The following is a 15326-nucleotide window of genomic DNA, read 5'->3' as shown; positions in this document are numbered from 1 at the left end:
CCCGGTCACTGGCCCGCCGTGACCGCCTCCACCGGGCGGGCCTTCAGCGCCATGCGGCCCGGCAGTGCCGTGGCCGTCAGGGCCAGCAGCGCCGCGGCGCCCACCACCGTCGCGTACACCAGCGGCAGAACGGCGGGCGCCGCGCCGCCCGTCATGCCGATGCTGAACGCGGTCAGCACGGCGAGCGCGATTCCGGAACCGAGAACGGCGGCGAGCAGCAGCACCGACAGGGTCTCGATACGGAGCATCCGCAGCACCTGGCGGCGCGTCGCCCCGGCCAGCCGGAGCAGCGCGAACTCCTTGAGGCGCTCGGACACCGACATGGCGAGCGTGTTGACCACCGCGATGGCGGTGAAGGCCAGGACGAGGCCCATGGCCAGGTAGTTGACCTCGGCGTTGCTCTGCTGCCGGTCCGCCTGGAGCCGGTCGGCGGCCGTCGGGGCCAGCACCGCGATTCCGGGGAACTTCTTTACGGATGCCGTCAGTTCGCTGCGGGAGGCATCTCCGGAGACCAGGACGGTGGCGGCCAGGGGGTTGTCCATGTGCTGGGCGACCAGGTCGTGAGGCAACGTCAGATCACCGAATCCCAGGCCCCTTCGGTAGACGGCGGCCACGGTGAGGGTGGCGGGCGTGCCGTCGCCGAGGTGCAGGTCCAGTCTGCTGCCGGTGTGGAGGCCGAGCCGGTCGGCGGCGAGTTCGCTGATCGCCGCGGTGCGCGGGCCCGCGGTGAACGCGGCGATCGAACCGCTCGTCACCCCGGGGTCCCAGGTGCGGGCGAGTCCGGCCGGGGTGACGCCCTGGGCCGGGTACTTGTCGAGCCCGACCCGGACCGTGGTCCGGACGACCTCCGTGGCAGCGGTGACACCGGGCGTCGCGCGCACCGCGTCGACGGCGGCGGCCGGGACACCGGGGCCCTGCGCGCCCAGCACCCAGGTCGCGCGGGTGCCCTCCCGGGCCTGGGTCAGGGCGGCGTCCCCGAGGGTCGGCTGGATGAAGAGCACCGTGCACGTCATGCCGATGAGCAGGGTGAGCGGGGTGACGACGGAGGCCATCCGGGTGGAGTTCCCACGGATGTTCGCGTTGGCCAGCTTCCCGATGGACCCGGCAGGCCGGAGCACCGGACCCAGTACGGCGGAGGCCGCCCGTACCAGGTAGGGGCCCAGGAGCGACACCGACGTGGCCAGCACCACCACGGCCAGGAAGGTGACGGGGGTCGAGGCGGCCTCGGTGCGCAGAATGCTCAGTACGGCGACCAGCACGCCGCCGCCGACGAGCAGGACCAGACCGGCGACGGTCCGCGCGCGGGCGGGGCGGGTGCGCTCGACCGAGGCTTCGGCCATGGCCTCGGCCGGCCGGAGCCGGGCGATGCGACGGCCGGAGATCCGGGCGGCGGCCCAGGCGCCGATGAGGGTGACGGCCAGCGCCGCACAGGCCGGGAAGATGCCCGCTGTCCGCTCCAGGGTCGCCGGGATCGCCCCCATGTCGATGAATCGGCTCTGCAGCCAGGCGGCGAGCGGCAGTCCCGCCAGCGCGCCCAGGACCCCGGCGACGGCACCGACCACCAGCGCCTCACGGCCGAGCAGGCGGCGGATCTGCCGTGAGGTGGCGGCGATGGTGCGCAGCAGGGCCAGTTCACGGTGGCGTTGCTGGACGGAGAGCGCGAAGGTGCCGACGACGACGAGCACGGCGACCAGCAGCGAGGTGCCTCCCATGGCCGCCCCCATGGAGACGAGCTTGACCCGGGCGCCCGCCGCGTCCAGGAATTCGACCGGCCCACGGTCGTCACCCGTGGCGACCTGAGCTGTCGTCCCCCTGAGCGCCTGTGCGACCTGCTGCCTCAGCCGGCGGGTGTCCGTGCCGGATGCGGGCAGTACCCCGAACGCGGAGACCTGGCCGGGCCGGGCGGCGAGGCGTTCGGCCTCCGCCGTGGAGAAGAACAGCGAGGTCTGTTCCCGCAGCCGGTCGCCGCCTTCCGGGGCCGCGACGCCGCTGACGCGGTACGTGCGAGGGGCCTGGGTGGACTGCACGGTGAGCCGGTCGCCGGCGGTCAGGCCCGCCCGCCGGGCGAGGCCCCGGTCGATCACCACGTCGTCGGGGGCGGCCGGGGCGCGGCCCGCGGTGAGGGCGAACGGGGTGAGCGGGGCGGAGCTCCAGGCGTGGCCGTAGGAGACGGGTCCGGCGGTTCCGTCGCCCCCGGGGAGGCTGAGCGGCCGGGCGATGAAGGTCAGTTCGGGGACGACCGCGCGGACGCCTTCCAGTGCTCGGAGCCGGTCGCCGTCGCCTGCGGGAAGCCAGGCACGTTCGGCGACGGGCTTCGCCTTGTGCTTGACCTTGGTCTTTCCGTTGCCCTTGTGCTTGACGGTGGTCTGATGGACGTTCTGATCGGCGGAGACGACGAGCGGTGTCGCGGCATAACGCTCGGTGGCGATGCGTCCGCGCAGGCCGGTCTCCAGCAGGGTGCCGCAGGCGGTGACGAGGGCGGCGGCGCACATGAGGGCCAGCAGCGCGCCGAGGAATCCCCCCTTGCGGTGTCCGATCGTCCGCAGTGCGTAGCGCAGCATCATGATGCGACCGTCTCTTTTCCGTTGTCGTCCGCGGTGTCGTTGCCCGAGCCGCCGCCGTTTCCGGGCCCGCTTGCCCGGCCGTGTCGGGGGCCCGCTTGCCAGGCCTTCGCCGGGTCCACCTGCCGGGCCGTGCCGGGCTGTTTCGGCGTGCCTCACACCCTGCTCCGTGCATGGGTGCCGGCGCACTGGAGCGTCCTGCCGTCTTGAGGCGGGGGCTTTCCCCCGCAGCGGGAAACCTGCTCCGGCCCGCGCCCCGGGGCCTCTTCGGCCCGAATGCCTCGCGACACACCCGGATGGCCTCGCTCCGGTGGAGCGATCTCCGTGCGGGACGGACATTCGGCTCAACGACAAGGCCGCTACGACGGGGAGCCCGCACCGATGCCGACCACAGCTCTGCCCCCTGCCCTGACCCCTGACGAGCTGGACGTTCAGGCCGCTCGTCTCCATGACACGGACGCGTGGCGGCAGATCGTCACAGGGTGGGACCGCACGGCTTCCGGCCCCGTACATCCCGTCACGGCGGAGCCTGATCCGGACCGGCCCGCCCCCGCCACAGCCTCAGGCCCGGCCCCGGCCGACTGGCGCGACCTGCTGTCCGTGCCGGTCGGTCAGCTGATCGCGGACACGGTCCGTGCCCTGCCCGCCGCCGCACCGCGCGAGCGTCCGCTCCCCGGGCGCCTCGGTGCGGTACTGCCCGACCGGCTCCACTCCTGGCGCCGCATCGGACAGCCCGAGGTACGGCCCTCCACCCATCTCGCCCACGCGCGGCGGATCCTCACCGAGTGGGGCTGGCAGAACACCCCGTACCGGCTGCGCAACGCGAGGGGCGCCCGCTGTGTGTGCGGTGCCATGCTCACCGCGCACCGGCTCGGCTACGGTTCGGCGGCCACCGTCGACCGGGCCGGCGCCTGGCTGATCACCGAGCTCCGTTCGCAGGGCTGGACCGGGCTGATCGGGCCCTGGAACCGGTACCCCGGACGCACCGCCGCAGACGCCGTCGCACTGATCGACGCCACCATCGACCGCGCGGCCCGCGCCGGGCAGTAAGGAGGAACCCGGCTCACCGGACGGGCCGGCGGGGCCGGTGAGCTGTGGGCCGGTCGGCCCGGCCGCTCAGAAGGGCTCGTCCAGCCCTTCCGTGTCCTCGCCCTCTTCTTCGAGCGCCCTGCGCACCACGCGCAGGGCCATTCCCTCCCCGTATCCCTTGCGGGCGAGCATGCCCGCAAGCCTGCGCAGCCGCTTGTCCCGGTCCAGCCCCCGTGTGGAGCGGAGTTTGCGGGATACGAGTTCGCGCGCGGTCGCCTCCTCCTGATCCGGGTCGAGCCGGCCGACGGCCTCGTCGATGACCGTCGTGTCCACACCCTTGGTCCGCAGCTCACGGACGAGGGCGCGGCGGGCGAGCCCCCGGCCCCGATGCCTGGACTCCACCCAGGCATCGGCGAACGCGGCATCGTTGATGAGCCCGACGTCCTCGAAGCGGGACAGCACCGCTTCGGCGGCCTCGTCCGGGATCTCCCGTTTGCGTAGGGCGTCCGCGAGCTGCTTGCGGGTGCGGGGAGTCCCGGTGAGCAGCCGCAGACAGATGTCCCGCGCCTGCTCGACCGGGTCTCGCGGCTCCCCCTTCTCGGCCCTCGACGAGGAGGGGGAGCCGCTGCTTCTGGAACGGGACCGGGAACGGCGCCCGCCCCCTTCACCGAACCCGGAGCCCGAGCCCGATCCCCTGCCCCGGCCGGCCCCCGCTGCCGGTTCGTGAGGGAGATCGGACCCGGACCCGGATCCGGTGGTGTGCCCGGCGGCGGATTCGGGGCCGGGGCCCTCGCCGGACTCGGCGGCGGTGCCCGGCCACTCCGTACGACGCGTCACGGTCTAGCTCTTGGCCGCCGCCGTCTTGGCCGGCTTGGTCTTGCCGGCCGCGGCGGACACCGGCTTGGCCGCAGCGTCGGCCGGAGCCGCCGCAGCGCCGGCAGCGTCCGCTCCGGGCTCGGCGGGGGCCGCGTCGGGCCGCACACCGACGCCCAGCTTCTCCAGGATCTTCTTCTCGATCTCGTTGGCGAGATCGGGATTGTCCTTGAGGAAGTTACGGGCGTTCTCCTTGCCCTGGCCGAGCTGGTCGCCCTCGTACGTGTACCAGGCGCCGGCCTTGCGCACGAAGCCGTGGTCCACGCCCATGTCGATCAGACCGCCCTCGCGGCTGATGCCCTGGCCGTAGAGGATGTCGAACTCGGCCTGCTTGAACGGCGGCGCGACCTTGTTCTTGACGACCTTGACACGGGTGCGGTTACCGACGGCGTCGGTGCCGTCCTTGAGCGTCTCGATCCGTCGGATGTCGAGGCGCACCGAGGCGTAGAACTTCAGCGCACGGCCACCGGTGGTGGTCTCCGGCGAGCCGAACATCACGCCGATCTTCTCGCGGAGCTGGTTGATGAAGATCGCGGTGGTCTTGGACTGGTTGAGCGCGCTGGTGATCTTCCGGAGCGCCTGGCTCATCAGCCGGGCCTGCAGACCCACGTGCGAGTCACCCATCTCGCCCTCGATCTCCGCACGGGGCACCAGGGCCGCCACGGAGTCGATGACGATCAGGTCGAGGGCGCCCGAGCGGATCAGCATGTCCACGATCTCGAGGGCCTGCTCACCGTTGTCCGGCTGGGACAGGATGAGGTTGTCGATGTCGACACCGAGCTTCTTCGCGTACTCGGGGTCGAGGGCGTGTTCGGCATCGATGAAGGCCACCGTGCCGCCGAGCTTCTGCGCGTTCGCCACGGCGTGCAGCGTCAGCGTCGTCTTACCGGAGGACTCCGGCCCGTACACCTCCACCACACGGCCGCGCGGCAGGCCGCCGACGCCGAGCGCGACGTCCAGTGCCGTCGAGCCGGTGGGGATCACTTCGATGGGCTCGTTCGGCCGCTCGCCGAGGCGCATTACCGCGCCCTTGCCGAATTGCCGCTCGATCTGTGCGAGTGCGGCGTCCAGCGCCTTCTCGCGGTCGTTTCCTGCCATGGGTTCCACCCGATTTGCTTGAGTCGATCGCTTCACGTCTCAGACGCTAACCCCTGCCACTGACAATGGGCCTCGACGTCCTCCCGGCCTGTGGACAACTCCACGGTCGAGCCCGGCAAAACCCGGCCGGAATCCCATGAGAACGGATGTTCGATTTTGGTGTCAAGCGCGCCACACCACACCGACTCGCCCTCAGGATAGCGCTGCGGCATCAGGCATTGTCGGAACAATGCCGCCCATCGGGCATCACACTCAAGCCACCGCGATACGGGCACCGGGGACCGGAATCGGCGCCCGCGCCCCTGCGGGCCGGCCTCAGGAGCGCGGCCGCCGCCCCTGCGGCCCCTCGCCCGTGTCCGGCCCCTGGCCCTCTTCCGGCCCTTCGCCGGTGCCCGGCCCCTGCCCGCCGTCGTTCTCCGGGGCAATCCGGAGGCGGCGCAGCCGCGCCGCCAGCGGTTCGCCGAACCGCCACTGGTGCTGACCGTGCACCCTCGGGTCGTCCGTGACGTCGTACCGCTTCACGTAGGCGCCGAGGAAGGCCTGCAGCGTGGCCACCGCCGGGATGGCGATCAGCGCGCCGACGGCGCCCATCAGCGCCGTGCCCGCGATCACCGAGCCGAAGGCGACCGCCGGGTGGATGTCCACGGTTCTGGCGGTCAGCTTGGGCTGCAGCACGTAGTTCTCGAACTGCTGGTACACCACCACGAACCCGAGGACCCAGAGGGCGTACCAGGGGTCGACGGTGAAGGCGATCAGCATCGGCAGGGCGCCCGCCAGATAGGTGCCGATCGTGGGGATGAACTGCGACACGAGCCCGACCCAGACCGCGAGCGCCGGAGCGTACGGCACTCCGAGTGCCGCCAGCAGGATGTAGTGCGCGATTCCGGAGATGAGCGCCATCAGGCCGCGCGAGTAGAGGTATCCGCCGGTCTTGGCGACCGCGATCTCCCAGGCCCGCAGTACCTCGGCCTGGCGGGAGGGCGGGAGCACGGAGCACAGCCCTCGGCGCAGCCGGGGTCCGTCGGCCGCGAAGTAGAAGGAGAACAGGAAGATCGTCAGCAGCCGGAACAGGCCGCCGAGCACCGTGGTCGACACGTCGAGCACACCGGTCGCGCTGTTCTGGACGTACTTCTGCAACCAGTCGGAGTGCAGCAGGCTGTCCTGCACCTCGACCCGGGAGAGCTCCGTGTGGAAGGTCTGGTTGACCCAGTTGATCACCGAGTCGAGGTACTTGGGGAACTCGTCGACCATGTCGACGATCTGCCCCGCGAGCATCGAGCCGAGCATCACGACGAAGCCGACGCTCGCGATCAGCACGGCGAGGAAGACGAGGAAGGTGGCGAGGCCCCGGCGCATACCGGCGGCAGACATGCGGCTCACCGCGGGCTCGATGGCGAGCGCCAGGAAGAAGGCGATCAGCACATTGATCAGCAGCCCGATGAGCTGGTCGAACGCCCAGCTGCCGAGCCGGAAGCAGGCGTAGAGCGCGAGGGCCAGCACCATCGCACGCGGCAGCCAGGCAGGCATGCGGACCGGACCGGCACCCGACGGCGGGGCCGGTGGCTCGACCGGCGGGACGGGCGGGGTGAGGGGCGGCTGGGTCTGAGCGGTCTCGTCTGTCGGTGCCACGGAACCAGTCTCGCCTACGGCTGCGGCACCCCGGCGCGCACCCCGGGCAACCGGCCTCCGGAGGAGGGCGCTGAGCTGCGCCTCAGCGCTTGTCCGCAGGGATGCCGACCGCCGTGCAGACCCCGCGCCAGACGTCTTTGGTCTCCCAGCCGGCGGCCAGTGCCTCATGGACCGTGCGGCCTCCGAGCTCGGCCATCACGTGGTCGCGCGCGAAGGAGTCGGCGTAGCCCTCGCCGAAGTGGTCAGCCATCCGTTCCCAGAAAATCGTCAACCGCATGCCTTCAGTATCCCGCTCCTGAGAGTGCAGCCGGGCCGCCTGCCCTTGCCGGGAGCTCGTACCGGCTTACGGTCGGTCCATGGCTGGAACCGGAGAAAATCCCCTCAACCGTGCCGAGCAGTTCATCTGGCTCACGGCCCGTGTCCTCGAACAGCGGCGGTTCGCCCATCACTTCCTGAGCGGAAGCGCCGATGCCGTGGAAACGGCGCTGGCCGCCTATCTCAACGAGGACGGCGGGTACGGTCACGCGCTCGAACCCGATCTGCGCGGGCCCGTCAGTCAGCCGCTGCACACGGCCCACGCGCTGAGCGTGCTCGATTCCATCGGCCGCTGCAGCGGGATCCGGGTGGAGCGGATCTGCCGCTTCCTTACGGACGTGTCCACGAAGGAGGGGGCGCTGCCCGCCCTGCTCCCCTCGCAACGCGGCTATCCGGCCGCGCCCTTCATTCCGATCGTCGACGACCCGCCGGCGGAGCTGCTGGCCACCGGTCCCGTTGTCGGGCTGCTCCACCGCAACGCGGTGTGGCATGCCTGGCTGTTCCGGGCCACCGACTTCTGCTGGGCCGCCGTCGACGCCCTTCAGGTGTCGCATCCGTACGAGATCGAGGCGGCCGTCGCCTTTCTCGACGGAGCCCCGGACCGCTCACGGGCCGAGGCCGCGGCCGATCGGCTGGGGCGCCTGGTGCGCGACCAGAGACTCGCCGTGCTGGATCCGGAGCAGCGGGCGCAGTACCCGGTGGCGGCCGGTTACGCACCGGGCGAGCAGCACTTCCCGTACGACTACGCCCGCGCCCCGGAGTCGCTCGCCCGCCGGTGGTTCACCGACGCGGAGATGGAGCTGTCGCTGGACCATCTCGCGGCCGGGCAGGAGGCGGACGGCGGCTGGCCGGTGACCTGGCGGCAGTGGGCGCCCGGGACCGCTCTGGAGGGGCGGCCCCTGGTGACGCTCAGGGCGTTGCAGACGCTGCGCGCGCACGGGTGGCACCTGGGCTGACCCGGGCCCGCCCCGCCGCGCGCGTTCACCCGAGGGCGCGTACTGCGGCGGTGACGACCACGGCGGCGCCCACCACCACGAGGAAGGGGGCGCGCAGGACGAGCGCGAGCGCTGCCGCGGCGAGACCCGCGCCCCGGGCGTCGAGCACCAGATGCTGTCCGTCGCCAAAGGTCTGCTGCGCGGTCAGGGCGGCCAGGAGTGCCACCGGCAGCAGCGCGGCGAGGCGTTGCACGACGGGGCGTTCCAGGGCTCCGGCGGGCACCAGGAGGCCGAGGAGTTTGGCGAGGTAGCAGCCGGCGACTGTCAGTGCGATGGCGATCCAGACGTTCATCGGCCGTCCTCCGGCGTGGTCGTGCGCGGGCCCTTCGTGCTCGGCGCGTTCTCGGGGTGCTGCGGGTCCGGCCCCTTGCCGCGTCCCTTCACAAAGAGGACGACGGGCGCCGCGAGCGCGGACACCAGTACCGGCACCCCGGCGGGGAGCACCGGCAGCAGACCGAGGGCGAGGACGACCGCGAGCCCCGCGGTGACGCGCTCCGTCGTGGTCTTCAGCATCGGCGCGAGCAGGGCGAGGAAGACGGCGGGGCTGGCCGCGTCCAGCCCCCAGGCGTCGGTGTCACCGAGCGCCCCGGCGCCCAGGGCGCCGACCAGGGTGGTGAGGTTCCACAGGACGTAGAGCGTGAGCCCGGTGACGGTGAAACCGATCCGGGCGGCGCGCCGGGTGGGCTGGGGCAGCGTCACGGCTGTCGTCTCGTCGATCACCCAGTGGGCGGCGAAGGGGCGCACGGCGCGGGGGAGGGCGAGCAGCTGCGACAGCCGCAGGCCGTAGAACGAGTTGCGCACTCCGAGGAAGAAGGCTCCTGCTGCCGCGGTGTACGGGTTGCCACCCGCCGCGAGCGCGCCCACCAGAGCGAACTGGGAGGCGCCGGTGAAGACCAGGAGGCTGAGCACGCAGGTCTGCAGCAGGCTGAGTCCGGAGCCGGCCGAGGTGACGCCGAAGGCGAAGCCGGAGAGCCCGACGGCTATTCCGACGCCGAGCGCGTCCCGTACGACGGCCGCGTCCGGCTTGGTGCCGGCGGTGATCACGCTGCCGCCGGCCGGCTCACCGGCTCGTTGAGGTGTTGTCTGTTCTGCCACGTCCGGAACGCTACCGGCGCGATTTGGGATCGGTCTTGTACGTTCTTGCACGTTCGCGCTGGTAGGCGCCGGGTGGCACGCCAACGATCCGGGTGAAGTGACGGTTGAGATGCGGCTGATCGGTGAAGCCGACCTCGGCGGCCGCCACCGCCGGCGGCGTGCCCGCGTCGAGCATCCGGCGCGCACGGCGGACCCGGGCGTCGGTGAGCCAGGTGTGCGGGGGCATCCCGTACTGCTTCCTGAAGGCTCTCAGCAGGGCGAACGGGCTGGTGCCCAGCTCGGTGGCCAGGGCCTCCAGGGTGGGCGGCCCGGCCATCCGGCTCTCCAGCACGGCGCGGGCCCGCTCGGCGTCCCGCGCCCCCGCCGCCCTGGGTTCGAGGACGGGAAGGGGGCTGCCGTGGCGGGTGAGCAGGCGCGTGACCATGATCCGCAGCACGCTGTCGGCGGCGAGTGCGTTGCCCTCTTCCGCAGCGCGGTGCACCTCGCCGATGAGGCGGGCCGCGTACGGATCGCTCACGTCCGTCTCCGTGAAGCCGACCGTGCCGCGCAGGCTCGTCGTATCGGCCGCGATGTCGTTGATCACCTGTGCGGACGGGTAGATCGTGGCGTACACCCACCCCTCGGGAACACCGGCCGTGGCGGTGTGCGGCACCTCCGGGTTGATCATCACGACGGAGCCGGGGCCCGCGTGGACGGTGCCGCCGGGCAGGGCGACGTCCTCGATGCCCTGGGTGACGGCGCCGAGAACGTAGCCCTCATGGCTGTGGCGCGGAAAGGTGTGGCGGACGTAGCGGGCCCTCAGCAGGTCGAGGTCGGGCAGTTCCGGGTACTGCCAGTGTCTCGCCCACTCCCCCGGTCCCGCAGTTGCCGCCATACCCGAATTCTCGCAGCTCGCGGCCGTTGTCAGTGGCGGGGTGCACGATGGGGGCATGACCGGCTCCGCACTCGATTCCTTCTCCGCCGCGACCCGAAGCTGGTTCACCGGCGCCTTCAGCGCGCCGACGGCCGCGCAGGAGGGCGCCTGGCGGGCGATCGGTGAGGGGTCGGACGTACTGGTCGTCGCCCCGACCGGTTCGGGCAAGACCCTGGCGGCCTTCCTCGCCGCCCTGGACCAGCTGACGGCGGTCCCGCCGCCCGCCGAGGCGAAGAAGCGCTGCCGGGTGCTGTACGTATCACCACTCAAGGCCCTCGCGGTCGATGTGGAGCGCAACCTCCGCTCCCCGCTCACCGGCATCCGCCAGGAGTCGGTGCGCCTCGGGCTGCCGGAGCCCGAGGTACGGGTGGGGATCCGCTCGGGCGACACCCCGCCCGCCGAGCGCCGTTCGATGGCGACCAGGCCGCCGGACATCCTGATCACGACACCCGAGTCCCTGTTCCTGATGCTGACCTCGTCGGCCCGGGAGGCATTGGCCGGGATCGAGACGGTGATCCTGGACGAGGTGCACGCCGTCGCGGGCACCAAGCGTGGCGCCCATCTCGCCCTGTCGCTCGAGCGTCTCGACGAGCTGCTGCCCCGGCCGGCCCGCCGGATCGGCCTGTCCGCCACGGTCCGCCCGGTCGACGAAGTGGCGCGGTTCCTCTCCCCGCAGCGGAGGGTGGAGATCGTCCAGCCGGTCTCCACCAAGCAGTTCGATCTGTCGGTGGTCGTGCCGGTCGAGGATCTGGGCGAGCTCGGCGGCTCCCCCGCCACCGGCCCGGACACCGCGGACCAGGCGGACAAGCCGTCGATCTGGCCGCATGTGGAGGAGCGGATCGCCGATCTCGTCCAGGCGCACCGCTCCACCATCGTGTTCGCCAACTCCCGCCGGCTGGCCGAGCGCCTCTGCAACCGGCTCAACGAGATCGCGTACGAGCGGGCCACCGGCGAGACGATGCCCGATGCCCACTCACCCGCCGAGATCATGGCCGAGTCGGGTGCCGCGAAGGGTGCGCCCGCCCTGCTCGCACGGGCGCACCACGGTTCGGTCTCCAAGGAGCAGCGGGCCCAGGTCGAGGAGGACCTCAAGGCGGGCAGGCTGCCCGCGGTGGTCGCCACCTCGAGCCTGGAGCTGGGTATCGACATGGGCGCGGTCGACCTGGTGATCCAGGTGGAGTCACCTCCGTCGGTCGCCTCCGGGCTGCAACGGGTGGGCCGGGCCGGCCACCAGGTGGGGGCGGTTTCCACCGGTGTCGTCTTCCCGAAGTACCGGGGTGACCTGGTGCAGGCCGCAGTGGTCACCGAGCGGATGCGGGAGGGGTCCATCGAGGCACTGCGCATCCCGTCCAATCCGCTGGACGTGCTGGCCCAGCAACTGGTCGCGATGGTCGCCCTGGACAGCTGGCAGGCGGACGACCTGCTGGCCGTGACCCGCCGGGCGGCCCCCTTCGCCTCGCTCCCCGAGTCGGCGTTCACCTCCGTGCTCGACATGCTGGCCGGCCGCTACCCGTCCGACGCCTTCGCGGAACTGCGCCCGCGCGTGGTCTGGGACCGGGTCGCGGGCACGGTCACGGGCCGCCCAGGCGCCCAGCGGCTCGCCGTCACCTCCGGTGGCACCATCCCCGACCGAGGGCTCTTCGGGGTCTTCCTCGCGGGCGCCGACCCGAAGAAGGGCGGCGGCCGGGTCGGTGAGCTGGACGAGGAAATGGTCTACGAGTCCCGGGTCGGGGACGTCTTCACGCTGGGCACCACGTCCTGGCGGATCGAGGACATCACCCGCGACCGGGTTCTCGTCTCGCCCGCGCCCGGCGTTCCGGGACGGCTGCCGTTCTGGAAGGGCGACCAGCTGGGCCGCCCGCTGGAGCTGGGCCGGGCCCTCGGCGCCTTCCTGCGCGAGCTCGGCGGGCTGTCCCCCGAGGCCGCGCGGGAAAGACTGCTGGCCGCAGGCCTGGACACCTGGGCCGTGGACAACGTGCTGGCGTACATCGACGAGCAGCGCCGGGCCTGCGGTCACGTGCCGGACGACCGGACGATCCTCGTCGAGCGCTTCCGCGACGAGCTCGGTGACTGGCGCGTCGTGGTGCACTCCCCCTTCGGCGCCCAAGTGCACGCGCCCTGGGCGCTGGCGCTCAGTGCCCGTCTCGCCGAGCGGTACGGGATGGACGCCCAGGTCATGCATGCCGACGACGGCATCGTCCTCAGGCTGCCGGACGCCGACATGATGGGCCTGGACCTCCTGGACTTCGATCCGGTGGACCAGGACCGGGCGCCCGGATCCGGCAGCGGGACAGCCGCCCCGCCGAACGTCGCCCACGACAGCGATCAGCCCCCGGTCGGCGCCGCCGACGTGGCCTTCGACCAGGGCGAGATCGGGCAGATCGTCACCGACCAGGTGGGCGGTTCCGCCCTGTTCGCCTCCCGGTTCCGCGAGTGCGCGGCCCGCGCGCTGCTGCTTCCCCGCCGCAGCCCCGGCAAGCGCACCCCGCTGTGGCAGCAGCGCCAGCGGGCCTCCCAGCTCCTCCAGGTCGCCTCCGAGTTCGGCTCGTTCCCCATCGTTCTCGAAGCGGTCCGCGAATGCCTCCAGGACGTCTTCGACGTCCCCGGGCTCACCGAAGTGATGGGCGATCTGGAAGCACGCCGGATCCGCCTGGTCGAGGTGACGACCCAGGAACCCACACCCTTCGCCCGCTCGCTGCTGTTCGGCTACGTCGCACAGTTCCTGTACGAGGGCGACTCGCCCCTCGCCGAACGGCGGGCGGCCGCGCTCTCCCTCGACTCGCACCTTCTGGCCGAGCTGCTGGGCCAGGCCGAGCTGCGCGAGCTGCTCGACGCGGACGTCCTGACCGAGCTGGAGCGGGAGCTGCAGTGGCTGGCCGAGGACCGCCGGATCAAGGACATCGAGGGCGTCGCCGACCTGCTGCGGGTCCTCGGCCCGCTCACCGCGGCCGAGCTGGCCGAGCGGGGGGCGCAGGAGCCGTGGGCTCGGGAGCTCTCATCGGCCCGCCGGGCCATCCGGGTCCGGATCGGCGGTGCCGAGCACTGGGCGGCGATCGAGGACGCCGGCCGGCTGCGCGACGCCCTGGGCACGGCCCTCCCCGTCGGCGTCCCCGAGGCGTTCACCGAACCGGTCAAGGACCCCCTCGGTGACCTCCTCGCCCGCTACGCCCGTACGCACGGCCCGTTCACCTCCACCACTGCGGCCGCCCGTTTCGGTCTCGGCACGGCGGTCACCGACGGCGCGCTGCAGCGCCTGGCGGCCTCCGGCCGGATCGTCCAGGGGGAGTTCCACCCCGCCGGCATCGGCCAGGAGTGGTGCGACGCCACGGTGCTGCGCCGGCTGCGGCGCCGCTCGCTCGCCGCGCTCCGCCATGAGCTGGAGCCGGTCCCGCCCGCCGCCCTGGCGGGCTTCCTGCCCCAGTGGCAGCACCTCGGCAGCAACAGCCTGCGCGGAATCGACGGACTGGCCCGCGCCATCGAGCAGTTGCAGGGCGCCCCGGTGCCCGCGTCGGCTCTGGAGAAGCTGGTCCTGCCCGGCCGCGTCTCCGGCTACTCCCCCGCGCTCCTCGACGAACTCACCACGACCGGCGAGGTCGTGTGGGCCGGTGCGGGCGCCCTCCCCGGCAAGGACGGCTGGCTCTCCCTGTACCTGGCCGACAGCGCCCCCCTGCTGCTGGCTCCCCCGCGTCCGCTCGAACTCAGCGCGCTGCACGAATCCGTACTCACCGCCCTCAACGGCGGGTACGGGCTCTTCTTCCGCCAGATCGCCGATCAGGTCCGGGCCACCACACACCCGGACTGCACCGATCCGCAGCTCGCGGACGCACTCTGGGACCTCACCTGGTCGGGCCGGCTGACCAACGACACCCTCGCACCGCTGCGCTCCCTGCTGGGCTCGGGCCGCACCGCAGGATCGACCGCGCACCGCGCCCGGAGAAACGTCCCGCGCGGCCGGTACGGCTCGCTGACGGCCTCGGCCCGTCCGGCTTCCCGCACCGGTCCGCCCACGGTCTCGGGCCGCTGGTCGCTGCTGCCCGCCGTCGAACCCGAACCCACGCACCGGGCCCACGCACTGGCCCGCACCCTGCTGGACCGGCACGGTGTGGTGACGCGCGGAGCGGTCCAGGCCGAGGGCGTCGAGGGCGGTTTCTCCGCCGCGTACCGCGTGCTGTCGGTCTTCGAGGACAACGGGCAGGCCCGCCGCGGCTACGTCGTGGAGGGGCTGGGGGCCGCACAGTTCGCGATGGACGGCGCGGTCGACCGGCTCCGTGCGGCCTCCACCGCCCGCGACCGCAGGGAACCGGGCCTGGCTCCCACCGCCCTGGTCCTCGCGGCGGCCGATCCGGCCAATGCCTACGGGGCGGCGCTGCCCTGGCCCGAGCCACCGGACGGGGCCGGGCACAAACCCGGCCGAAAGGCGGGCTCCCTCGTGGTCCTGGTCGACGGCGAGCTGACGCTGTACATGGAGCGCGGCGGGAAGACGCTGCTGGCCTGGCCGACCGATCCGGAGGACCCCGCGCTGCGGGCGGCCGCCGCCGCTCTGGCCGAGGCCGCCCGCGGCGGGGCCCTCGGCACGGTGACGGTGGAACGCACCAACGGCGCCTCGGCACTGACCTCGCCGCTGGGCCGCACGCTGGAGTCGGCCGGCTTCCTCGCCACCCCGAGAGGCCTGCGCCTACGCGCCTGAGCCGGCCTCCGAACCCAAGCCAGAGCCCGACCACGCCACGTCCACGTCCACGTCCACGTCCACAGACAGGCTCCCGCTCCCGCAAGCCCACACCCACCACAGCCACCGCGCACACCGCGCACACCACTGGA

Annotated in this window: 11 protein-coding genes; 3 read left to right on the top strand and 8 right to left on the bottom strand. The window is 72.6% G+C overall.

The features are described 5' to 3' along the window. Window positions 1-5: 5 nt before the first annotated feature. Complete coding sequence (locus tag EDD93_RS22775) at window positions 6-2564, bottom strand: FtsX-like permease family protein (RefSeq protein WP_123526913.1); 2559 nt, start codon at window positions 2562-2564, stop codon at window positions 6-8. Window positions 2565-2942: 378 nt separating this feature from the next. On the opposite strand from EDD93_RS22775, the gene EDD93_RS22770 reads away from it, so the two are divergent. Beyond that, window positions 2943-3611: a hypothetical protein gene (locus EDD93_RS22770; RefSeq protein WP_123526912.1), complete on the top strand. Its 669-nt coding sequence runs from the start codon at window positions 2943-2945 to the stop codon at window positions 3609-3611. Window positions 3612-3677: 66 nt separating this feature from the next. Here the strand turns inward: EDD93_RS22770 and recX are convergent, their stop codons facing one another. From recX to EDD93_RS22750, 4 genes are all read right to left on the bottom strand, one after another. Continuing rightward, on the bottom strand, window positions 3678-4427 hold the full coding sequence (gene recX / locus EDD93_RS22765) for a recombination regulator RecX (RefSeq protein WP_123526911.1): 750 nt from the start codon (window positions 4425-4427) through the stop codon (window positions 3678-3680). 3 nt (window positions 4428-4430) lie between these two features. Further along, the gene (gene recA, locus EDD93_RS22760; RefSeq protein ID WP_123526910.1) at window positions 4431-5561 is read right to left on the bottom strand and encodes a recombinase RecA; all 1131 of its coding nucleotides are present in this window, start codon (window positions 5559-5561) and stop codon (window positions 4431-4433) included. Window positions 5562-5876: 315 nt separating this feature from the next. Beyond that, the gene (locus EDD93_RS22755; protein ID WP_123526909.1) at window positions 5877-7088 is read right to left on the bottom strand and encodes an AI-2E family transporter; all 1212 of its coding nucleotides are present in this window, start codon (window positions 7086-7088) and stop codon (window positions 5877-5879) included. A 184-nt stretch (window positions 7089-7272) separates the two neighbouring features. Further along, window positions 7273-7467, bottom strand: a complete 195-nt coding sequence (locus tag EDD93_RS22750; protein WP_123526908.1) for a DUF3046 domain-containing protein — start codon at window positions 7465-7467, stop codon at window positions 7273-7275. Window positions 7468-7546: 79 nt separating this feature from the next. On the opposite strand from EDD93_RS22750, the gene EDD93_RS22745 reads away from it, so the two are divergent. Beyond that, complete coding sequence (locus EDD93_RS22745) at window positions 7547-8461, top strand: hypothetical protein (RefSeq protein ID WP_123526907.1); 915 nt, start codon at window positions 7547-7549, stop codon at window positions 8459-8461. 25 nt (window positions 8462-8486) lie between these two features. Here the strand turns inward: EDD93_RS22745 and EDD93_RS22740 are convergent, their stop codons facing one another. The 3 genes from EDD93_RS22740 to EDD93_RS22730 are packed head-to-tail and all read right to left on the bottom strand — an operon-like array spanning window position 8487 to window position 10469. Continuing rightward, the gene (locus EDD93_RS22740; RefSeq protein ID WP_123526906.1) at window positions 8487-8792 is read right to left on the bottom strand and encodes an AzlD domain-containing protein; all 306 of its coding nucleotides are present in this window, start codon (window positions 8790-8792) and stop codon (window positions 8487-8489) included. Then, window positions 8789-9595, bottom strand: a complete 807-nt coding sequence (locus EDD93_RS22735) for an AzlC family ABC transporter permease (RefSeq protein WP_123526905.1) — start codon at window positions 9593-9595, stop codon at window positions 8789-8791. Before EDD93_RS22735 ends, EDD93_RS22740 begins: the two co-directional genes overlap by 4 nt. Window positions 9596-9605: 10 nt before the next feature. Beyond that, entirely contained in the window at window positions 9606-10469 is an 864-nt protein-coding gene (locus EDD93_RS22730; RefSeq protein ID WP_123526904.1) for an AraC family transcriptional regulator, read from the bottom strand. Window positions 10470-10524: 55 nt separating this feature from the next. Here EDD93_RS22730 and EDD93_RS22725 point away from each other — a divergent pair, with 55 nt between their 5' ends. Beyond that, window positions 10525-15195, top strand: coding sequence for a DEAD/DEAH box helicase (locus EDD93_RS22725; RefSeq protein ID WP_123526903.1), 4671 nt, complete (start codon window positions 10525-10527; stop codon window positions 15193-15195). The last annotated feature ends 131 nt before the right edge of the window (window positions 15196-15326 follow it).

Source organism: Streptomyces sp. 840.1, assembly GCF_003751445.1.
In the GTDB taxonomy this organism is placed as follows: domain Bacteria; phylum Actinomycetota; class Actinomycetes; order Streptomycetales; family Streptomycetaceae; genus Streptomyces.
This window is presented reverse-complemented; position numbering and strand designations above follow the sequence as displayed.